At 66.8% G+C, this 18,830-nt stretch carries 20 protein-coding genes and 1 tRNA gene; 9 read left to right on the forward strand and 12 right to left on the reverse strand.

Annotated features, from left to right (window positions below):
- Nucleotides 1-185: 185 nt before the first annotated feature.
- On the reverse strand, nt 186-1,928 hold the full coding sequence (locus ASE83_RS10880; protein ID WP_082443317.1) for a methyl-accepting chemotaxis protein: 1,743 nt from the start codon (nt 1,926-1,928) through the stop codon (nt 186-188).
- A gap of 183 nt (nt 1,929-2,111) precedes the next feature.
- On the opposite strand from ASE83_RS10880, the gene ASE83_RS18715 reads away from it, so the two are divergent.
- Together ASE83_RS18715 and ASE83_RS10890 are read left to right on the forward strand one after the other, a co-directional pair.
- A complete protein-coding gene (locus ASE83_RS18715; protein WP_055789546.1) occupies nt 2,112-2,540 on the forward strand; it encodes a hypothetical protein in 429 nt (142 codons plus the stop codon).
- A 9-nt stretch (nt 2,541-2,549) separates the two neighbouring features.
- Nucleotides 2,550-3,368: a ferredoxin--NADP reductase gene (locus tag ASE83_RS10890; protein ID WP_055789549.1), complete on the forward strand. Its 819-nt coding sequence runs from the start codon at nt 2,550-2,552 to the stop codon at nt 3,366-3,368.
- Nucleotides 3,369-3,572: 204 nt separating this feature from the next.
- Here ASE83_RS10890 and ASE83_RS10895 read toward each other — a convergent pair whose 3' ends face one another.
- From ASE83_RS10895 to ASE83_RS10920, 6 genes are all read right to left on the reverse strand, one after another.
- The gene (locus ASE83_RS10895) at nt 3,573-5,699 is read right to left on the reverse strand and encodes a TonB-dependent siderophore receptor (protein WP_055789552.1); all 2,127 of its coding nucleotides are present in this window, start codon (nt 5,697-5,699) and stop codon (nt 3,573-3,575) included.
- 87 nt (nt 5,700-5,786) lie between these two features.
- Nucleotides 5,787-6,227, reverse strand: coding sequence for a GNAT family acetyltransferase (locus ASE83_RS10900; RefSeq protein WP_055789554.1), 441 nt, complete (start codon nt 6,225-6,227; stop codon nt 5,787-5,789).
- Nucleotides 6,197-7,081, reverse strand: coding sequence for a hypothetical protein (locus tag ASE83_RS10905; RefSeq protein ID WP_156353049.1), 885 nt, complete (start codon nt 7,079-7,081; stop codon nt 6,197-6,199). Before ASE83_RS10905 ends, ASE83_RS10900 begins: the two co-directional genes overlap by 31 nt.
- Before the next feature lie 74 nt (nt 7,082-7,155).
- Nucleotides 7,156-7,785 (reverse strand): hypothetical protein, encoded by a 630-nt coding sequence (locus ASE83_RS10910; RefSeq protein WP_200921884.1) that lies wholly within the window; start codon nt 7,783-7,785, stop codon nt 7,156-7,158.
- Nucleotides 7,786-7,857: 72 nt separating this feature from the next.
- Nucleotides 7,858-8,145 carry a hypothetical protein gene (locus ASE83_RS10915; protein ID WP_055789560.1) on the reverse strand — a complete coding sequence of 96 codons (288 nt, stop codon included), beginning with the start codon at nt 8,143-8,145 and terminating at the stop codon, nt 7,858-7,860.
- A 114-nt stretch (nt 8,146-8,259) separates the two neighbouring features.
- Nucleotides 8,260-9,000, reverse strand: coding sequence for a Bax inhibitor-1/YccA family protein (locus tag ASE83_RS10920; protein WP_055789563.1), 741 nt, complete (start codon nt 8,998-9,000; stop codon nt 8,260-8,262).
- 117 nt (nt 9,001-9,117) lie between these two features.
- Between ASE83_RS10920 and thpR the strand changes: the two genes are divergently transcribed.
- From thpR to ASE83_RS10940, 4 genes are all read left to right on the forward strand, one after another.
- Entirely contained in the window at nt 9,118-9,651 is a 534-nt protein-coding gene (thpR, locus tag ASE83_RS10925; protein WP_055789566.1) for an RNA 2',3'-cyclic phosphodiesterase, read from the forward strand.
- Nucleotides 9,652-9,754: 103 nt separating this feature from the next.
- Entirely contained in the window at nt 9,755-10,087 is a 333-nt protein-coding gene (locus ASE83_RS10930; RefSeq protein WP_156353051.1) for a glycine zipper 2TM domain-containing protein, read from the forward strand.
- A 79-nt stretch (nt 10,088-10,166) separates the two neighbouring features.
- Nucleotides 10,167-10,592, forward strand: coding sequence for an OsmC family protein (locus tag ASE83_RS10935; protein ID WP_055789569.1), 426 nt, complete (start codon nt 10,167-10,169; stop codon nt 10,590-10,592).
- A 79-nt stretch (nt 10,593-10,671) separates the two neighbouring features.
- Nucleotides 10,672-11,847 carry a glycosyltransferase gene (locus ASE83_RS10940; protein ID WP_055789578.1) on the forward strand — a complete coding sequence of 392 codons (1,176 nt, stop codon included), beginning with the start codon at nt 10,672-10,674 and terminating at the stop codon, nt 11,845-11,847.
- Between the two features lie 154 nt (nt 11,848-12,001).
- On the opposite strand, the gene ASE83_RS10945 is transcribed toward ASE83_RS10940, so the two are convergent.
- Genes ASE83_RS10945 through yajC form a run of 4 tightly spaced genes read right to left on the reverse strand, consistent with a single transcriptional unit; the run spans nt 12,002 to nt 15,275 of the window.
- The gene (locus ASE83_RS10945) at nt 12,002-12,367 is read right to left on the reverse strand and encodes an Mth938-like domain-containing protein (protein ID WP_055789581.1); all 366 of its coding nucleotides are present in this window, start codon (nt 12,365-12,367) and stop codon (nt 12,002-12,004) included.
- Nucleotides 12,364-13,326, reverse strand: coding sequence for a protein translocase subunit SecF (secF, locus tag ASE83_RS10950; protein WP_055789583.1), 963 nt, complete (start codon nt 13,324-13,326; stop codon nt 12,364-12,366). The genes ASE83_RS10945 and secF overlap by 4 nt, the downstream gene beginning before the upstream one ends.
- 12 nt (nt 13,327-13,338) lie before the next feature.
- Nucleotides 13,339-14,931 carry a protein translocase subunit SecD gene (gene secD / locus ASE83_RS10955; RefSeq protein ID WP_055789585.1) on the reverse strand — a complete coding sequence of 531 codons (1,593 nt, stop codon included), beginning with the start codon at nt 14,929-14,931 and terminating at the stop codon, nt 13,339-13,341.
- Nucleotides 14,931-15,275: a preprotein translocase subunit YajC gene (yajC, locus tag ASE83_RS10960; protein WP_055789587.1), complete on the reverse strand. Its 345-nt coding sequence runs from the start codon at nt 15,273-15,275 to the stop codon at nt 14,931-14,933. Before yajC ends, secD begins: the two co-directional genes overlap by 1 nt.
- 159 nt (nt 15,276-15,434) lie before the next feature.
- On the opposite strand from yajC, the gene ASE83_RS10965 reads away from it, so the two are divergent.
- The 3 genes from ASE83_RS10965 (at nt 15,435) to ASE83_RS10975 (ending at nt 17,649) form a co-directional block, all read left to right on the forward strand.
- Nucleotides 15,435-15,511, forward strand: a tRNA-Pro gene (locus ASE83_RS10965).
- Between the two features lie 472 nt (nt 15,512-15,983).
- On the forward strand, nt 15,984-16,220 hold the full coding sequence (locus tag ASE83_RS10970) for a DUF3253 domain-containing protein (RefSeq protein WP_055789590.1): 237 nt from the start codon (nt 15,984-15,986) through the stop codon (nt 16,218-16,220).
- Nucleotides 16,221-16,299: 79 nt separating this feature from the next.
- Nucleotides 16,300-17,649 (forward strand): MFS transporter, encoded by a 1,350-nt coding sequence (locus tag ASE83_RS10975; protein WP_055934324.1) that lies wholly within the window; start codon nt 16,300-16,302, stop codon nt 17,647-17,649.
- Here the strand turns inward: ASE83_RS10975 and ASE83_RS10980 are convergent.
- Nucleotides 17,576-18,691 carry an ROK family transcriptional regulator gene (locus ASE83_RS10980; protein ID WP_055789596.1) on the reverse strand — a complete coding sequence of 372 codons (1,116 nt, stop codon included), beginning with the start codon at nt 18,689-18,691 and terminating at the stop codon, nt 17,576-17,578. The genes ASE83_RS10975 and ASE83_RS10980 overlap by 74 nt on opposite strands.
- Between the last annotated feature and the right edge of the window lie 139 nt (nt 18,692-18,830).

Consider the following 18,830-nt stretch of genomic DNA (forward strand, 5'->3'; position numbering starts at 1 on the left):
CCGCTGCCCGCCAAAGCCTGACGTTGACGAGGCGTCAGACTGCGCGCTCGGGCGTGACATGGTTGTAGCGGGGAACGCCGTAGAGAGCGGAAGGTCGGCACGCTCCTCAGCACGCGATGCGGCCGGCGCCCAGGGATCGAAGTCCATGGCCGAATTCCGTTCTGCCCTCATCACCGAACGCCCCGTCAAGCCGCCGCGCGATAAGCGTGGGGCTTGCGCGCTTCGGCCGACAGGCGGAAGCGGTCGACATGGTCGGCGAGCGCCGCAGCCTGATCGGCGAGGCCCCGGGCGGCGGCGGTGCTTTCTTCGACCATAGCCGCATTCTGCTGCGTCACCGAATCCATCTCGCTGACCGCGATGTTGACCTGTTGCAGACCCGACGACTGTTCGTCCGCGCCCTTGGCGATCGTCGCCACCAGATCGGCGATCTCGGCGATGCGGCCGACGATCCGTTCCAGCGCGCCGCCGGTTTCGCCGACGAGATTCACGCCCACCTCGACTTGGCTGCCGCTGGCGAGGATGCGGCTCTTCACGTCGCTTGCCGCATTGGCCGAACGCTGCGCCAGCGCGCGGACTTCGGAGGCGACGACCGCGAAGCCCTTGCCCGCGTCCCCTGCCCGCGCCGCCTCGACGCCGGCGTTGAGCGCCAGCAGGTTGGTCTGGAAGGCGATGCCGTCGATGACCGAGATGATCTCCGAAATCTCGTCCGAGGCGCGCTTGATGGCGCCCATCGCGTCGACCGCCTGGCGCACGATCCGCACGCCCTCCTCGGCATCGCCACGCGTCGCCGCCATCGTGCTGTTCGCCTGCGCCGCGCCGGTCGCGGTGCGGCGGACGGTCGCGGTGATCTGATCGAGGGCCGCCGCCGTTTCCTCGAGGCTGGCCGCCTGCTGCTCGGTGCGGCGCGACAGGTCGTCCGACGCGCTGCTGATGTCCGACGCGCCGCTCCGGATGCCGCCGGTCGACTGGACCACCGCGCGCATCGCATCGTTGAGCGCGCCCATCGCCGAATCGAAATCGCTGCCGAGCTTGCGGAACGACCCCGTCAGCGAATCGCCCAGCCGGGTGTCGAGATGCCCGCGCGCCAGCGCGGCAAGACCGGTGCCGACCGTGTCGACCACGCGCTGCTGCTCCGCCTCGCGCTCGGCCGCGACGATCGCGGCGTCGCGGAAGGTTTCGAGCGCCGCCGCCATCTCCCCGATCTCGTCGTGCCGGTCGCGCCCCGGAATGGCCGACGCGGTGTCGCCCGCCGCCAGTGCGCGCATCCGGCCCGCCACCGCCTCGACCGGAAGCGAGATCGAGCGACCGATGCGGTGCGCGCAGAAGGCGACCAGCAACATCACGGCCAGCGCCAATGCACTGAGATACAACGCCGCTTCGAAGATCGCGCTGTTGATGCGGTCGATGAACACGCCCGACCCGATGACCCAGCCCCATGGCGCAAAGCCCGCGACATAGGACAGTTTCGGCTGCGCTTCCTTCTGACCCGGCTTGGTCCATTTGTAGCTGAGAAACCCCGCGCCCTTGGTCTTGGCGATCTGCGCCATCTCGACGAAATGCGTCTTGCCGGTCGGGTCGCGATAATTGGTCAGGTCGGTGCCGTTCATTTCGGGCTTGGTCGGATGCATCAGCATCGTGGGATGCAGGTCGTTGATCCAGAAATATTCGGAGCCGTCGTAACGCATCGCCTTCACCGCGCTCAGCGCGGCGGCCTGGGCCTCGGCGCGGGTCATCCGCCCGGCGACCTGTTCGGCATGATAATGCACGACGATCGAGCGTGCGCCCTCCACCGCCTGGCGCGTGCTGCGTTCGATGTCGCGGTGCATGACCGAGGAGAGATTGAACAGGCTGATGCACAGCAGGGCCACCAGCCCCAGCGCGGCAACCACCCCGATCAGATTGATCCGACCCCGAACCTTCAACTGCATCTTCGCCGTCCCCGTCATTTCCCGACGGGTTTCCCGCAAAATACTGAACATCGCGTTTAAACGTTGGCGGTCGACCCGCAAAATCATGAACCGCGTCGTCGGCGTCGCATTCGTCGCACCGGCCATTGACGACCCATTCGATCCACGATAGCCAATGCGAATGAGTATCAATAGCGAGGCTCTATGTACGATCTGATCGACCGGCCGGTAACGGCCCTGTCCCCCGGCGACCGTTTCCTGATCGACGCGATCCGGCTGTGGGTGGCGGCGCGTGGTGCCTGCCAATGCCCCGCCGCGCTGCTGGCGGCGCGCTTCGCACAATCCGGCGCGCTCGACGCGCTGGGCGATTTCGACGCGTGGATGACGCAGTTGTCGAGCCATGCGCGGGTGCCGATCCAGATCAATTGTAAATGCGGGCTTGTGACCGACGATGAATCGGTTCTCTTGACCTTGGCGCGTGATCTCGTAACGGGACGCGATGCGAAGGCGCGGACCACGCTTTCGCTGCTGGTCGCCGAAGAGGCGATCGCCCCCACTTTTTGCGCGCTGGCCCGGACGGCGGCAATGCTCGGACAGGTCGGGCTGCCGCCGGGGACCAACGTCAGGACGTAAGGATTATCGATGACCGACCGCACCGCCGTCGTCCACGGCCTCGAACCCACCAACGCGCTGAGCGTCGAGCGCGTGCGTTCGGTGCGCCACTGGAACGAGCATCTCTTCAGCTTCACCATCACCCGCCCGCCCAGCTTCCGCTTCCGTTCGGGCGAGTTCGTGATGATCGGCCTGCCCGGCGACAACGGCAAACCGCTGCTGCGCGCCTATTCGATCGCCAGCCCCGCCTATGCCGAGGAGCTGGAGTTCCTGTCGATCAAGGTGCCGGACGGCCCACTGACGTCGAAGCTGCAGCAGATCGTCCCCGGCGACGAGATCTTCCTCGGCAAGAAGCCGACCGGCACGCTGGTCACCGACGCGCTGAAGCCCGGCGAACGGCTGTTCATGCTGTCGACCGGCACCGGTCTGGCGCCGTTCCTGTCGCTGATCCGCGACCCCGACGTGTATGAGATGTATTCGTCGATCGTCGTCGTGCATTCGGTGCGCCGCGTCAGCGACCTCGCCTTCCGCACCACGCTGGAGGCCAATCTCGCCGGCGACCCGCTGGTCGAGGATCAGGCGGCGGCGCAGTTCACCTATGTGCCGACGGTCACGCGCGAGGAATTCCACACCACCGGGCGTATCGACGCGCTGGTGGAAAACGGCACGCTGTTCAGCGCGCGCATCGGCGGCGCGCAGGCGTTCGACCCGGCGACCGACCGTATCATGCTGTGCGGGTCGACCGAGATGATCCGCGATTTCTCGGAATATCTTGAGGGTCAGGGTTTCGAGGAGGGGTCGAACGCGAAGCCGGGCGATTACGTGATCGAACGCGCGTTCGTGGGGTGAGGCTGCTCTGCAGCGACACGGTACCGATCAACCCACGCCGTTTATCCTGAGTAGCCACTGAGCTTGTCGAAGGGCGTATCGAAGGACCGTGCGCCAAGTGCTTCGATACGGGTCTTCGGCAAGCTCAGCCCCTACTCAGCACGAACGGATGGCTGGTTCGGATACAGGGACCAAAGGGGGCGGCACCACCGCCCCCTTTTTACGTCAGTAGCTGACCCGCACCGTGCCGAGCACCGTACGCGGCGCGTTGTAATAGCCCTGATCGAAATTCAGCGCGCTCAGCGCCTTCGCATCGTTGAGGTTGCGGACATTGGCGCTGATCGACACGCGCGGCGTCAATTCGTAGCGCGCCATCAGGTCGACCGTCGCGAACCCGTCCTGCGTGACCCGCACCTGCTGTCCGGTGGTGGACGACACGATGCCCGCCGGTTCGAGATACATGCGACTCTGATACTGGCCCGATACACCCAGCTTGAGCGCGGGCAGCGCGACCGGCGCCCAGACGATGTTCAGCCGGCCGGTATTGCGCGGGACGAAGGTGCGGACCGCCTGGTCGTTCTCGCCACGGATGCGCATCGCGGTGAACCCGCCGGTCGCCTGGACACCGGGCGCGAGCTGGCCGCTGACCTCCAGCTCGATCCCGCGCGAGGTGGCGTCGACGCCGCGATAGAGGGTCTGCCGGATCGTCGTATCATAGCCGGCGGACTCCGCCGTGTTCTTCTGCCGCGCCTGGAACAGCGCGACGCTGGCGTTCAGTCGACCACCCAGCCATTCACCCTTCAGCCCCGCCTCCAGATTGTCGCCCTCGATCGGGTCGATCAGGCGCAGCGTGCCGTCGGTGCCGCGTTCCAGCTGATCCTGCGGATTGAAGATCGTCGCGAAGCTCGCATAGGCGCTGATATTGCCGGTCAGGTCATAGGTCGCGCCGACGAACGGCAGGAACCGCGCACGGTCGTAATTGGTGGGCGCGCCATAGGAAATGCCCTCGCTGAACGCGCGGGTCGCATTCGCGCCGACCATCACCTTCAGCTGGTCGGCCGGGTTCAGGCGGAGTAGGCCGTACACCGTCTCGCGCCGGCTATGCGTGTCGAGACTGCGGGAAAAGGCGGGAAAGTCCGGTTCGGGGAACGAACCATCGAACACGGTCGCCAGCGGCAGCGACAGCCCGACCTGCGTCATGTCATAGGCCGAATCCTGCGTATAACGCTGCGCAGAGCGGTTCGCGCCGAACATCACATCCTGGGTCCGCCCGAACAGCGACACGGTGCCGGTGATGTTCGCATCGATCGTCAGGTTGCGCGCGAACGACCGGAACGCGCCCGGATAGCTGGCGATGCCGAGACCGGTCGCGCGAACCGGATTGCCATAGACGTAGAACAGCCGGTCATCCTCGTCGATCGCGCGGCGCTGCACGGTCAGCTTCGCGGTCCAGTCGCCGAAACGATGGGTCACATCGCCGAACATCTGGCGATCGCTCACGTCGAAGCTCGACCAGTCGGGGGCCGTGTTGGTCGAGCGGGCGAGGTCGATGCGGGTGCCATCGGTATAGTAGAGCGGGATCGCCCCCCACATCGCCGCGCGGCTCTTGTGGTTCTGATAGCCATAGCCGGCGCTGACGACGGTGTCGGGACCCAGATCCGCCTCGACAATGCCATAGCCGGTCCAGCGGGTGAGGCCGTAGCGGTCGAGATGGCTGTCGCCGTCGAGATAGGACCCCACCGCACGCGCGCGGACCGATCCGTTTCCGGTCAGCGGCACGCTGACGTCGCCGTCGAGGCGCAGATTGTCGAACGAGCCGTATTGCGCACTGGCCGACACGGCGAGGTCGCGGGTCGGGCGCTTGCGGATGAAGTTGATGACCGCCGACGGGTTTCCGGTCGACGACAACAGCCCCGGCGCGCCGCGCACCACCTCGATCCGGTCGTACATCGCGGTGTCGATCGACCCGTTCTGGATCTGGAACGGGAATGGCAGGCCGACGCCGTCGATCTGAAAGGTCTGAATGTCGAAGCCGCGCGCCGAATAATAGAAGCGGTCGGTTTCCTGCGCCTGCACGTTGACGCCGGGCACCGTCGCCAGCAGCGCGTTGATGTCGTTGAGCTGGAAGTCCTCGATCTGCGCGCGGGTCACGACACTGACCGACTGTGGCGTTTCGCGCAGCGACAGCGGCAGGCGGGTCGCGGTGCTCTGTGCCTTCACCGCATAGTCGTCGCTGCCTTCGGTCCGCAGGCCGGTCACGACGATCTCATCGCCACGCTGTTGCGGATCATCCGCGGCAACCGGGTTCGGGGTCAGCGCGGTGGCGGCGAGAAAGACGGCGATAGGCGACATACGAAACAATTCCTGTGATGCTTCGCCTGCCGCTACGCCGCCGTTAATGCTTTTGCAAGTGACTATCAGTAGCCTATCGGGGTGCTATTACGGCCTGGTCAGGAATCGGCCGAGCACCACCACCCCTTGCCGTTCCAGCCCGATTCGGTCGTAGAATGCTAGGGCGGCGGCATTATCCTCACGCACCATCAGTTGCAGCTTCGGCACCGACCGGGCACGCAGCCATTGTTCGGCGGCGTCGAACAGGGCGGTGCCGACCCCCTGCCCCCGCGCATCGGGCCGGACCGCGAGATAATAGAGCCAGCCGCGATGGCCGTCATGGCCGACCATGACGCTGCCGATCGGAACGCCCGCCTGCCGCGCCAACAGGATCGTGGAAGTCGCACCATCCAGCGCGCGGGTAAAGTCGGCGTCGGGGTCGTTCCACGGCCGCGTCAGGCCACAGGCGTGCCACAGCGCGACAACCGCCGCCGCGTCCGCCGGGGTCGCGTCGTCGATCACCGGGCGATGCAGGTGCTGCCGGCCCATAGCGCGCTGACGCTATCCTTCGCGTCGTACAGCCCGGACAGGCCACCGCTGGTGAACTCCCGGCCCAGACTGGTTTCCTCGACCGGCGCGTCGATCACCCCTTCGACGGCGGCGCGTTTCGATCCGATTCCGACGCCGCCCATCGTCGTCAGCCCCCGCCCCCGTGCCGACCAGCCGACGAACCGCCCTTCCTGAAAATAGACGGCGATGCGCGGATAGGTGGCGATGTCGAGCGGACCTTCGCCGCAGTCGGCGTTGCGCGACCGTTCGGGCAGCGTCTGGGTCGCGGCCTCGACGACGCGCAGGACGACCTCCGCCGGGGTGCCGAACGGCAGCGAGCGGCTGCTGGCGCCGGCCACCGTCTGCAACCCGTCGGGCGCGAGGTTCAGCGCCACCGCGTTGCGCGCGGCGGCCTCCGCCCCCGCCGGCGCGTCGCAGCGGACGAGACGGGTGAGGCCATCGACCCCGGTCAGTTCAAGGCTGCCGCCGCTCCCCAGCGCGAGGCGGTAGCGGCGCTGCTCGGTGATGCCACTCCGGTCGCCGATCACGTCGACATCGACCGCGCCGGCATCCGCAGCGGTGATCGCGCGGGTCGGCAGGTCGGTTTCGCCGATCCGCACTGCATTGGCGGCGATGACGAGGCGACCGGCACTCGCCAGATTGGCGGCGCAGGCAGCGCCGTCGCGGTCCCAGCTGCCGACGAACCGGGTCGGGATGGTCACCAATGTTTCGGGGGTCGGCGTGGCGGCCGGCAGGATCGGGGTGTCGTCGGTCAGGTTCGCGGGAGCGGGCGTCTCATCCGCCTGACCGCATCCGGCCAGCATCGCCAGCACGCCGATCATCCAACGCCGCATTCCGTTTCTCCCGCTCGAATACCGCCCGCACGACTGCCGCAATTATGCGTGCTTCGAAAGGGGCAACGCGCCGGTCAGTGCGGCGCGGTCGCCGCGTCGCGCACCGGCGTATCGTCATTGGCGGCAGCGGGCGGCGGCAGCGTCGCGAAATACGCCTTGGCCGGCAGTTCGACGACGGTCACCCGCCCGGCATTGGCGTGTTCAACCGACTGGATGAAGGAACGCGGCTTCTTCATCAGCTTCCGGTCCTCGACCACGGTCAGGCCCGACCGCCGCGCCGCTTCGGCGACGAAATGGACGCAGTTGCGACGGTTCAGATTATAGTGCGAATCGCCTTTCACGCCCCATTCGTCGATCAGCGCCCGGACCGACGCATATTGCGCGTCGCTGAGCACCACCGAGAAATGCGCGTTGCTCCTGGCGATATAGGAAGGTTTCGGTCGATCGATCATCCCGCCGACCGATCCCATCAGCAGCGCAGGGGTGATCGCCTTCGCCGTGAAGCCATAGCTTTCGTTCACCGCCGGGCCACCGGCGTCGGGCGTTCCGGAAAAGGTGAAGAAGGCATGGGGGAAATTCTGGCCGAACTCCTGCGACCAGAAGGTGATCGTCACCGCCGCCTGCGCCGGCACGATGCTGACTAACGCCAGCAGGAGGAGTGCGAGCGCGCGCATTATCGGACGGAGCAGCCGATCGGTCGTCATGACCGCCCTCATACCAAGCGCGGCACGCCGGGAATAGCCGACGCGCCGCGCGAACCGCACCTTACTCTTCGATCAGTCGCGGTCGACCTGTCCGGCCAGCTTCGCCTCCTGCTGGGCATCATAGCCCGAAGAGGGCGCCGGGCCATCGCTGCCGGGCTGGACCGAACTGGGCGGATCGGAGGCGTCCATCGATTCGTCGAGGCCGCGGTCGAGCTTCGCGTCGCTGTCCGAGACGTCATCGTGCGCCGCATCGGTTCCGGCATCGCCACGCGCAGGATTGGCTTCGCTTTCCTTGCCGTCCGGCGCGACGGAGAGCGACGCGATCGCCTTGTCGTCGATACCGTTGGTGTCGTTGGTCATATCCCTCACTCCTTCCCCATCAGAACGACGCTAGTGCGCCCGACGTTCCGCCCATGAAAAAAGGCCCGGCGGTCACCCGCCGGGCCTCCATCCCATCATTGGCCGGCCGCTAGATCAGTCGCGGTTGCCGAGGAACGACAGCAGGAACTGGAACATGTTCACGAAGTCGAGATAAAGCGACAGTGCGCCCAAGATCACGGCCTTGCCCGCGAAGTCGGTGCCGGCGACCTGGAAATACATCGCCTTGATCCGCTGCGTGTCATAGGCGGTGAGGCCGGCGAACAGCAGCACGCCGACGGCGCTGATGACCAGGCTGAACATGCCCGACTGGAAGAACAGGTTCAGCAGCGACGCGACGATCAGGCCGACCAGACCCATGATGAGGAACGTGCCGAAGCCGGTCAAATCACGCTTGGTCGTATAGCCATAGAGGCTGAGCGCCAGGAACGCGGTCGCGGTCGAGAAGAAGGTCAGCGCGATCGACGGGCCGGTATAGCGCAGGAAGATCGTCGACATAGACAGACCCATCACCGCCGCGAACGCCCAGAACAGACCTTGCGCCGCGCCGGTCGACAGCCGGTTGATCCCGAAGCTCATCACCATCACGAAGATCAGCGGCGAAAACATGATGAGGTATTTCAGCGCGCCCGGCTGGTAGAATACCTGCGCGGCCGGCGAGCTGTCGCCACCCCACGAGAACAACAGCGCGACGATGCCGGTCAACAGCACGCCCGAAGCCATGTAGTTGTAAACCGAAAGCATGTAGGACCGCAGTCCCGCATCGCGCGCCATGTCGGTGGTGCGGTTGCGGGTGATCGGTGCGGCCGTCGTCCGGGGATCGGACCAGTTCGCCATTGTAAACTCCTCTTCCCGGCACACATGCCGGATGCTCGAAATATCGTCTGCGCAACGCACGATTTCAAGGCAAACGCGGACAGCAACACTTTGTTACGCCACCGGGAGAATTCACGCTTGCACCGCCTGTTCGTCGCCCTCCGCCCGCCCGCATCCATGCGTCGGAAATTGCTCGACATCATGGACGGCGTCGAGGGTGCGCGGTGGCAGGACGAGGCGCAGTTGCACGTCACGCTACGCTATATCGGTGAGGTGGAGCGGCCCGTTGCCGAGGATATTGCGGTCACCCTGCAAGCGGTGCACGGCCCTGCCCTCGACCTCGCGCTATCGGGAGTGGGACGGTTCGACACCGGGTCGCGAGGCCGCGCGCTATGGGCGGGCATTACCCCGCAGGATGCGGTCGCGGCGCTGCATCGCAAGGTCGATCATGCACTGGTCCGGGTCGGACTGCTGCCCGAGGGACGCGCGTTCCTGCCGCATATTACGCTGGCCCGGCTAAACCGTCTGTCGGGACCGGTCGATGGCTTTCTCGCCGCCCATGCTGCTCTGACCTCGCCGCCGATGCGGTTCGACCATCTGGTCCTGTACGAAAGCCATCTGGGTCAGGACGGCGCGTGGTACGAACCGATCGTCCGCTATCCGCTGGGATGACCGCGCCCAAGCTGAACGGGAGCCTGTCGTTTCGTTCATGAAACCGTCATGGCGGGGATGCGTTAAGGCCCCAAGTCAAGATTACGGACGAAAGGAAAACCCCATGCGCAATATCATGATGGCACTCGCCGCCGCCTCGCTGCTGGCCCCGGTCGGCCCGACCTTCTCGAAGCACGGCATTTCGGTCGGCAAGACCGAAGCCGAGGCGCAGCGTCGTTCCAAGTATCGCGAATGGCGCGGTCGTGACGGCCGTCGTTACTGCCGCAAGGAAAACGGCACCACCGGTCTGGTCGTCGGCGGCGTCGCCGGTGCGCTGGTCGGCCGCACGATCGATTCGCGCGGCGACCGTACGCTCGGCACGCTGCTGGGCGCCGGCGCGGGCGCATTGGCCGGTCGCGAGATCGAGCGTAGCGGCAGCCGTGGCCGTTGCCGTTGAACCTTAACGGGTCTGGCGAATTCAGGAGGGGCGGGTCCGGCGACGGGTCCGCCCCTTCTTCATTTGCAAAGGTTCCCGCATGATCCGCAGTGCATCCGCCCGCTACGACGGTCTCGGCAAAGACGGCAAAGGCCATGTATCGACCCAGTCGGGCGTGCTGTCCGACCAGCAATATGGCTTCAACACCCGGTTCGAGGACGGCAAGGGCACCAACCCCGAGGAGCTGATCGCCGCCGCCCATGCCAGCTGCTTCACCATGGCGCTAAGCTTCGCGCTGGCCGGTGCGGGCTTTACCGACGGCACGCTGGAGACGACGGCGAAGGTTACGCTCGACAAGGATGGCGACGGATTCACGGTGACCAAATCGGCGCTGTCGCTGACCGCCCATGTTCCCGGCATCGATCAGGCGAAGTTCGAAGAGATCGCAGCCGGTGCCAAGGCCGGTTGCCCGATCTCCAAGCTGCTGAACGCCGAGATCACGCTGGAGCACACGCTGACGGCGTGATCTGCTTGCCGGGCTGTCCGTATGGCGGTCCGGCACCTTTTCGCGAAGCCTTCACGCTTTTCGCGCTACACCGGCCGCGATGCTGCGTGTCCTGACCCTCGCCACCCTGTTCCCCGATGCCGTGCGGCCCAATTTCGGGGTGTTCGTCGAACGCCAGACGCTGGGACTGGCCGCGCTGGACGATGTCGAGGTGCGGGTGGTCGCGCCGTTGGGGTTGCCGCCTTTCCCGCTGTCGCTGCATTCCGGTTACCGGTCGCTGTCGCGCTTGCCGCAGCATGAGGTGTGGAAGGGGTTGCCGGTCGACCGGCCCCGCTTCCTGAACCTGCCCGCGACCCAGGGCCGGTTCCATGTCGCGGCGCTTGTCCGTCGACTGGTGCCGCATCTGGTGCGATTGCGGGAAGACTTTCCTTTCGACGTGATCGATGCCGAGTTCTTCTTCCCCGATGGCCCGGCGGCGGTGGCATTGGGGCGGCGCTTCGGCGTGCCGGTGTCGATCAAGGCGCGCGGAGCCGACATCCATCACTGGGGCCACGCCCCCGCGACCGCCGCGCAGGTGCGCGCCGCCGGTAGGGCCGCCGACGGGCTGCTCGCCGTGTCGCAGTCGATGGCCGACGACATCGCCGCCACCGGGATCGACCGCCCGGTCCGCGTCCACCGCACCGGCATCGACCGCAGCCGGTTCGGATGCGTCGACCGCATGGCCGCGCGGCAGCGGCTGGGGATCACCGGGCCGCTGGTCGTGTCGCTGGGCGCGCTGATCCCGCGCAAGGGCCACCGGATCGTGCTGGACGCGGTGGCGGCGCTTCCCGGCGTCGGTCTGTGGATCGTGGGTGGCGGGCCGGATCAGGCGGCGCTGGCGGCGCGGATCGCGGAACTGGGCATCGGCGACCGGGTGACGCTATGCGGAGCGCTGCCACACGGCGACCTGCCCGACCTGCTGGCGGCGGCGGACGTCATGGCGCTGGCGTCGTCGTCGGAAGGGCTGGCCAACGCCTGGGTCGAAGCGCTGGCGAGCGGTACGCCGATCGTCATTCCCGATGCCGGCGCCGCGCGCGAGGTCGTGACCGTGCCGGCCGCCGGACGGATCGTCGCGCGGGAATCGAGCGCCTTCGCGCAGGGGATCGCGGCGGTCCTGTCGCAGCCGGTCGACCGGCAAGCGACGCAGGCGGTGGTCGAGGCGTTCAGTTGGGAGCGTAATGCGCTGGAGTTGCGCGCGCATCTGGCGGGACTGGTGGCGGGGCGGCGGTCGGACTAGGGCCGATCGACATTCACATTTGTATCGTCACCCCGGACTTGTTCCGGGGTCTACGATGCGGCGATCGGTGCAGCCAGCGCTTCCTGGGACAAAGTGAGCGGCGAAGTGGACCCCGAAACACGTCCGGGGTGACGATCGTGGGTACTCGGCTACGTCAGAGCGGGTAGAACGCCGCGGCGATCTGTCGCCCCTCGTCGCGCAGCACGCCCCATGCACGGGCGGCGGCGCGGCTGTCCATGGCCTCGATCCCCAGCCCCATCGCGTCGAGCGCGCGGGCCAGGGCATGGGGCGGCTGGCGCAGCGTCGCGCCGGTGCCGAGCAGCAGGAACTCCGGCTGCATCGCCAGCACCGACGCCAGCGCATCGGCATCGAGCGCGTCGAACGCCGGCGGCTCCCACAGGTCCGCGCGCTGCGGCGTCATCAGCAGCGCGGGATAGATGCCGTCATCGACGCGGAACCCGGCCGTGGTCAGGCCGGAGACGACCGGGCCGTCGCCCTTGCGGACCCGGTCGAGCTTCACCGCGAACCCTTTTGCGGGACCGGCTCCTTGACCGTCCCCTCACCCACCGGCGCACCGGGCTTCAGCCCCAGCGTGATGAGCAGCGACGACGACACGTAGATCGACGAATAGGTGCCGACGATCACGCCCAGGATCATCGCGGCGGTGAAGCCGCGCAGCACATGGCCGCCGAATACCAGCAGCGCGGTGAGCGCAAGCAGGATGGTCAGCGAGGTCATGACGGTGCGTGGCAGCGTTTCGTTGACCGACAAATCGATCAGCTCGCGCATCTCCATCTTGCGGAACTTGCGCATGTTTTCGCGGATGCGGTCGTCGATCACCATCTTGTCGTTGATCGAATAGCCGATGATGGTCAGCACCGCCGCAACGATGGTCAGGTCGAACGCGAACTGTTCACGGAACAGCGCGAAGAAGCCGAGCGTCATCAGCACGTCGTGCACGATCGCGACGGCGGTCGACACGCCGAACTGCCATTCGTAGCGAAACCACGAAAAGATCGCGATGCCGACGATCGCCAGAACGACGGCGAGGATGCCGTTCGTCACCAGCTCGCCGGACACCTTGCCCGACACGGTCGAATAGTTGCTGAAGGTCGCGCCGGGAAACTCGGTCGACAGCGCCGACTTCACCCGTTCGACCAGCCGGTCGGTCGCGCCCGAATCACCCTCGGGCACCGGCAGGCGGATTGACACGAGCTTCGGGTCGCCGAACTGCTGGATCGCGGGTTCGCCCACCCCCAGCCGCTCGATCGTGGCGCGCACCTTGTCGATCGCGGGTGGCGAGGCGAATTTCTCCTCGATCGCGACGCCGCCCATGAAGTCGACGCCGAAGTTGAGGCCCCGCACGAACACCAGCCCGACCGCCAGGATGCTGAGGATCAGCGTCACGGTGAACGCGACCTTGCGCAGCGCGACGAAGCGGATGTTGGTGTTGTCGGGAACCAGCTTGATGAGACGCATGACGCCGGAGCCTTAAATGGTGATGTCGGTCGGACGGTTGCGGCGCATCCATCCGGCAACGAGCATCCGCGTGAAGGTGACGGCGGTGAACACCGAGCTGGCGATCCCAAGCAGCAGCACGACCGCGAAGCCGCGAATCGGCCCGGAGCCGAGGATCAGCATGATCCCGCCGGCGATGGCGTGGGTCACGTTCGCCTCGAAGATGGTGCGGCTCGCTTCCTTGTAGCCCAGCTCCAGCGATTGCAGCACGCTGCGCCCGCGTCGCCGTTCCTCGCGGATACGCTCGTTGATGAGCACGTTGGCGTCGACCGCGGTACCGATGGTCAGCACGAAGCCGGCGATGCCGGGCAGCGTCAGCGTGGCTTTCAGGAACGCCATGACCGCCAGGATCATCAGGATGTTCAGCACGACCGCGATCGTCGAATAAATGCCGAACCGGCCATAGGTCATCACCATGAACGCGATGACGGCGATGGTCGCGATGATCGCGGCGGTGACGCCGGCCTTGACCGAATCGGCACCCAGTTCGGGGCTGACGGTGCTTTCCTGCACGACCGTCAGATCGACAGGCAACTTGCCCGAACGCAGCGCGATCGAGAGCTGGTTGGCCGAATCAACGGTGAAGCCGCCGCTGATCGTGGCGCTGCCGCCGAGGATCGGTTCGTTGATGTTCGGGGCCGAAATGACCTGATTGTCGACGATGATCGCGAACGGCTTGCCGGTATTTTCCTGCGTCACCTTCGCGAAGCGGCGACCGCCTTCGGCATTGAAGTTGATCGTGACGTTGGGCTGGCTGTTCTGGTCGTAGGTCTGGCGCGCATCGGCCAGCTGATCGCCCGAGATGATCGTGGTGCGCTTCACCGCGATCCCGCCGCCCTGCGAAGGATAGGGCAGGATCTGGCTGCCGGCCGGCGCCTGTCCGCGTGCGACGGCGGCCGGATCGGCGGTCAGGTCGACCAGCTTGAATTCCAGCCGCGCGGTCTTGCCGAGCAGATCCTTCAGCGCCTTCGGATCGGACAGGCCGGGGACCTGCACGACGATGCGGTTGCTGCCCTGCTGGATGATCGTCGGTTCGCGCGTGCCCAGTTCGTCGATGCGGCGGCGCACGACCTCGGTCGCGTCCTTCATCGCATTCTCGACCGCCAGCCGCAGGCCGGCCTGGGTCGGGGTCAGGACGAAGCGCGTGGTGTCACGCACTTCGATGTCCCATTCGCGCTGGCCGGTCATCCCCGCCCCGCCGCCGGTCAGGCCGAGCAGCTTTTCGCGCGCCGCGTCGACCTGTGTCGCGTCGCGGACCATGAAGCTGATCTGCCCGCCGCGCGTCGAAATGTCGCCGACGCTGACGCGCGGGTTGCGGCGCATCTCGGTCGCGATCATCTCGCGCATCGCCTCGACCCGCGTCGCCGCGACGTCCTGCGTCTGTGCTTCGAGCAGGATGTAGCTGCCGCCGGCCAGATCGAGACCGAAATTGATCGTCTGCGACGCGTACCAGTTCGGCAGCTTGGCACGTACGGCTTCGGGCAACAGGCTCGGCACCGCGAACAGCGACAACAGGATCACGGATGCCCAGATGGCGATCCGTTTCCAGCGGGGAAAGTCGAGCATCAGTCGTTCGCGGGCTTGGCGCCGGCGGGCGGCGTGACTTCGGCGATGGTCGCCTTCACCACGCGGATGCGGGTGTTCTGGGCGATTTCCACCTCGACGAACGCGTCCTCGACCTTGGTCACCCGGCCGATCACGCCGCCGGCGGTGACGACCTGGTCGCCGCGCTTCACGGCGGCGATCGACGCCTGCAGCGTCTTCATCCGCTTCGACTGCGGACGGATCAGCAGGAAGTAGAAGGCGACGAAGATCAGCAGCAGCGGCGCGATGCCGACGAGCGTGCCGAGGAAACCACCCGAAGCCGCAGGAGCGGCAGCGGTCTGGGCGAAAGCGGAAGGTACGAGCATTGCTGGCCTGAATGTCCGAAAAAGCGGACGCCGCGAACACGGCATCCTGTCAATTGCGGGCAGCTATCATCTGCACGGGTCCCACGCAACATTTGCCCTTGCCCACGCTTCGGGCTTGCATGGCGCGCGAAGCCGCCCTAAAGGCACGCCCTCTCTGATCGGGGCGTAGCGCAGCCTGGTAGCGCATCACACTGGGGGTGTGGGGGTCGCAGGTTCGAATCCTGTCGCCCCGACCAGAGACATCGACGAGACGGCGGTTCCCCCCCCGCCCCGTCGAGCCCCGCCCGGTCCTCCGCCGATCTTCAATCGACTGGGCCGGATCGATATTCAGCGCTCTATCGTCACCCCGGACGTGTTCCGGGGTCCACTTCGCCGCTCGCGCTTTCCTGAGAAACGCTGGCTGCACCGATCGCCGCACCGTGGACCCCGGAACAAGTCCGGGGTGACGAAGAGAATGTACGTCGCCTCGGTGAGCGCCCCGTCCCCGACCGCCCGGTGACACGGACCGCGGCGATCGTCGGCTCGGCCCGTCGAACGAGGCATGGATCGTCGCCCTCTGCGTTGATTCGCCCAGCAACACCGCGCCCGACCGGCAGACACGAGCGACGCGGGCCAGTCGTGCCGGGATGAGCGCAACGAATCGTCGGTTGCGCTGTCGCGACCCCGTTCCGGCTTGATCGGACGGCAAGGCGGGCCGACATCGGCCCGATGACCGACCCACGAACCGCAATGCTGTCGCTGCTCGCGCGCCGTGCTCCGGACGCCACGATCTGCCCGAGCGAGGTCGCGCGTGCGATCGCACAGGACTGGCGCGGGGCGATGCCTGCGGTTCACGCGACGGTCGACGCATTGGTCCGCGACGGACTGGTGCGGTTGAGCTGGAAGGGGCAACCGCTGATGACGCGGACGGGGCCATACAGGATCGGCCATCCCCGCGACGATTGAGGGCGGAAGACGCAACCCCCATTGCGTTGGTGTCATGCTTCCACAATGAAACCGGCATATGCCCGGTCGGGAGGGTGGCATGATCGGCAAGACCTTGCGCACCGTCGTGCCCTTTGCGGATGACGCTATCCAGTATCTGCTCGAAACATCGCGACGACGACTGGCGGCATCCTTCCCCGCCTATCTGATCGCCCATTATGCCAAGAGCCAGCTCTGGCATTCGAGCACCCTGCTGTTCGGTTTCTTCCTGACCGAAATCTGCGGGATCGGTGCCCGGTCGATGGGGTGGATCATGGCGGCGTCGCTGCTGCTGAACGGATCGATCGATCTTGCCATGGGCATGTGGTGGCGACACCGGATCACGGACGAGGCGCAGGCGCGACGCGCGCAGGCGCTCGGTGCGCCGCTGACCTGTGCGTTCTTCCTGCTGTTCTGCGCTACGCCGTTCCTGTCCATCGACGCGCGATCGGCGTGGGCGCTGGTGATGCTGCTGGGCTTCCGCGCCACCTATCCGCTGCTCGACGTGCCGCAGAACAGCATTCCGGCGCTGCTCTCGCTCGACGATGCCGCGCGTTGCAGGCTTCTGGCGCATCGCAACGTCGCGTCGGGGATCGCGGGAATCGCGGTCAGCGTGATCGCCGCGCCGATCCTGATGCGGGACGGCGATCTGCGCCACTGGATGCTCTGGGCATTCGGACTGGTGCTGGTCGTCTGTGGCAGCGCGTGGTGTGTGGCACGGGTACCGATGCCTGGCGGCCCGACGCGACCGGACCGGCCGGGCGGCGCCGACGGCACGCTGGGCTTTGCGACGATCCTGTGGGCGCTGGCGATGATGATCGCCGCCAGCGCGGCCTTTCGCCTGATCGAACCCTATTATTCCGCGTTCGTTCAGGGCGGTGCCGGGCTGTTGCTCTGGGCATCGATCGGCGGGACGATCAGTCAGCCGTTATGGGCGCGGGGCCGGAGCCGCTGGTCGGCGAGCGTGATGCTGATCGCGGCGGCCTTCACGCTGGCCGGATCGGCCGGACTGGTGCTCAGCCCGCTTCGATCCGCGCCGGTCGGCGTCGTCCTGGCCGGCATGGCGTTCGGCGTCGGATCGGGCGGACTGTGGCTGATGCTCTGGACCGCGATGACGGCGCTCGCCGCGCAGGGCGGCGCGACCCGCTATGTCGGAATCTTCACCTGCGTATCGAAAACGGCGCAGGCAGTCGCCATCGTCACGGCCGGGCACGTGCTGGCCGCATCCCCCTATCGCCTGACGCTGCGCGATCCTTGGTCGCCGCCCTCGCTGATGATGGCCGGCGCGCTGGCCGAAATTGCCATCGTGTGCGGCGTGCTGGCGTTCGTGCTGACCCTCAATCGAAAACGGTCTGGTGGAATATCAGCGACGCGGCCCCCAGCGGCCCCGACAGTTCGGGCGCGAGGCTAGCCACCTCCATCACCATGGGCGGCGCGCGCCGCTCGCGCCGGACGGGCCAGTGGTTTTCGGGCAGGTCGATCGCATCGACGATCCGCTGCGCCAGCACCCGGGGCAGGCGCCCGCCGAGGATGATCGCCTCGCAGTCGAGCGTCAGGCGCAGCGCGCCGAACAGATAGGAGAAGGATGGCAGATGCTCCGCCAGCCATTGCTCCACGCCGGGCCACGCCGGATCGAACCGCGCGATCAGGTCGGAGATGCCCGCACAGGCGATGCCGTGGTCGGCCAGCCGATCGCATAGCGTCATCAGGTTCGGGGTGACGCGCCCGGTGCTGAGGAACAGTCCGCCGATCTCGCCCGCATTGCCGTGGCGACCCCGGACCAGCGCCCCGTTCATCACGATGCCGGCGCCGAAGCCGGCGGCGACGTTGACGTAGCAGAAGCTGTCATGGCGGGCGGCAACGCCCAGGCTTCGCTCACCCAGCGCCGCCGCGCCGGCGATATTCTCGACGATGACGGGCAGGCCGGTCTGCCGCTCGATCGCCTCCTGCAGATCGACGAGCGCCCATTCCTCCAGTTCGAGGCCCGGATTGACCATCGACGGGCCGACGAAATAGCCCGCGACCGCGATGCCCAGCCCCAGCAGGCGACGGCGGTCCATGCCGGCCGAGGCCATGTGGTCGAGCGCGAAGCCCATCGCGGCATCGATCATCTTCGCGCGCGGCATTCCGGGCAGCGTGATCTCGCGACGGGCACGGATGGCGCCGGCCAGGTCGACCAGCACGACGTCGGCGCGATCGGTCATCACCGACACGCCGATGCTGAACGCCGCATCGGGCTGGATATGGATCATCGCACTGGGTTGGCCGCGACCGGCCGCGACCGTTTCGCCGCTGCGGACCAGCCCTGCCGCCTCCAGTTCCTCGGTCGCGCGGAAAACCGCGGTGCCCGACAGACCGAGGTCGCGAATCAGTTCCGCGCGCGACGCGCTGTCGCGCCGCCGGATCGCCGCCAGCACCGCCCTGCTCCGCCCCGACAATTTGAATGCCGACATCAAACGCCTTTCGATTCAACGCGATGGTCGAACGCCACGCCAAAAATGAACCCCACCCCCGCCACTGTCAAATAAATATCACATTGAGCGATATATAAGGCGCGGATACCGAAGGGGTGATATAGATGAAATCGACACG

It is taken from the genome of Sphingomonas sp. Leaf32 (assembly GCF_001421765.1).
Lineage (GTDB): Bacteria > Pseudomonadota > Alphaproteobacteria > Sphingomonadales > Sphingomonadaceae > Sphingomonas.

Bases quoted from the DNA above. Each gene is read 5' to 3' on its own strand.
- ASE83_RS10880 (WP_082443317.1), bottom strand. From the start codon at position 1,928: ATGCAGTTGAAGGTTCGGGGTCGGATCAATCTGATCGGGGTGGTTGCC.
- ASE83_RS18715 (WP_055789546.1), top strand. From the start codon at position 2,112: ATGTACGATCTGATCGACCGGCCGGTAACGGCCCTGTCCCCCGGCGAC.
- ASE83_RS10890 (WP_055789549.1), top strand. From the start codon at position 2,550: ATGACCGACCGCACCGCCGTCGTCCACGGCCTCGAACCCACCAACGCG.
- ASE83_RS10895 (WP_055789552.1), bottom strand. From the start codon at position 5,699: ATGTCGCCTATCGCCGTCTTTCTCGCCGCCACCGCGCTGACCCCGAAC.
- ASE83_RS10900 (WP_055789554.1), bottom strand. From the start codon at position 6,227: ATGGGCCGGCAGCACCTGCATCGCCCGGTGATCGACGACGCGACCCCG.
- ASE83_RS10905 (WP_156353049.1), bottom strand. From the start codon at position 7,081: ATGCGGCGTTGGATGATCGGCGTGCTGGCGATGCTGGCCGGATGCGGT.
- ASE83_RS10910 (WP_200921884.1), bottom strand. From the start codon at position 7,785: ATGACGACCGATCGGCTGCTCCGTCCGATAATGCGCGCGCTCGCACTC.
- ASE83_RS10915 (WP_055789560.1), bottom strand. From the start codon at position 8,145: ATGACCAACGACACCAACGGTATCGACGACAAGGCGATCGCGTCGCTC.
- ASE83_RS10920 (WP_055789563.1), bottom strand. From the start codon at position 9,000: ATGGCGAACTGGTCCGATCCCCGGACGACGGCCGCACCGATCACCCGC.
- ASE83_RS10930 (WP_156353051.1), top strand. From the start codon at position 9,755: ATGCGCAATATCATGATGGCACTCGCCGCCGCCTCGCTGCTGGCCCCG.
- ASE83_RS10935 (WP_055789569.1), top strand. From the start codon at position 10,167: ATGATCCGCAGTGCATCCGCCCGCTACGACGGTCTCGGCAAAGACGGC.
- ASE83_RS10940 (WP_055789578.1), top strand. From the start codon at position 10,672: ATGCTGCGTGTCCTGACCCTCGCCACCCTGTTCCCCGATGCCGTGCGG.
- secF (WP_055789583.1), bottom strand. From the start codon at position 13,326: ATGCGTCTCATCAAGCTGGTTCCCGACAACACCAACATCCGCTTCGTC.
- secD (WP_055789585.1), bottom strand. From the start codon at position 14,931: ATGCTCGACTTTCCCCGCTGGAAACGGATCGCCATCTGGGCATCCGTG.
- yajC (WP_055789587.1), bottom strand. From the start codon at position 15,275: ATGCTCGTACCTTCCGCTTTCGCCCAGACCGCTGCCGCTCCTGCGGCT.
- ASE83_RS10970 (WP_055789590.1), top strand. From the start codon at position 15,984: ATGACCGACCCACGAACCGCAATGCTGTCGCTGCTCGCGCGCCGTGCT.
- ASE83_RS10975 (WP_055934324.1), top strand. From the start codon at position 16,300: ATGATCGGCAAGACCTTGCGCACCGTCGTGCCCTTTGCGGATGACGCT.
- ASE83_RS10980 (WP_055789596.1), bottom strand. From the start codon at position 18,691: ATGTCGGCATTCAAATTGTCGGGGCGGAGCAGGGCGGTGCTGGCGGCG.